General features: G+C 46.8%; 1 protein-coding gene. It reads left to right on the plus strand.

Going from position 1 to position 524, the window contains the following annotated elements; genetic code table 11:
* Position 1: 1 nt before the first annotated feature.
* On the plus strand, positions 2–524 hold a 523-nt coding region (locus tag R7044_RS27875; RefSeq protein WP_225456331.1), incomplete at its 3' end, for an SLC13 family permease.

The raw sequence follows: 524 nt of genomic DNA on the forward strand, positions 1-524 counted from the left end.
CATGACCGCACTCGCTGTGCCACTGAAGAGTTGGTTCTTCACTCGCAACAGCATGATTTTGAATGCCAACATTCTGCTGTTCATTATCTTGCTTAATACCCTACCCTTTGAACCAAAAGTCGTAACCGGCATCAGCATCTTAGTTTTTGTTGCGATTCTTTGGTTAACAGAAGCGATTCACGTCAGCATTACTGCTTTGCTGATCCCGATGCTTGCCGTCTTCTTGGGCGTATTTAACACCCAAACAGCACTGAATAACTTCTCGAACTCAATCATCTTCTTGTTCTTGGGTGGCTTTGCTCTCGCCGCTGCGTTGCACAAGCAGAAACTTGACCAAGCACTCGCTGACAAAGTGTTGCTGATTGCTCGTGGTCGAATGTCTGTCGCGGTATTTATGCTGTTCGGTGTGAGCGCAGGTCTTTCAATGTGGATTTCCAACACAGCAACAGCCGCAATGATGCTTCCTTTGGTGTTAGGTGTCATGACGAAACTGGACGCGAAGAAAAACCACAACACATGCTTGT

It is taken from the genome of Vibrio sp. 1402 (genome assembly GCF_033340275.1).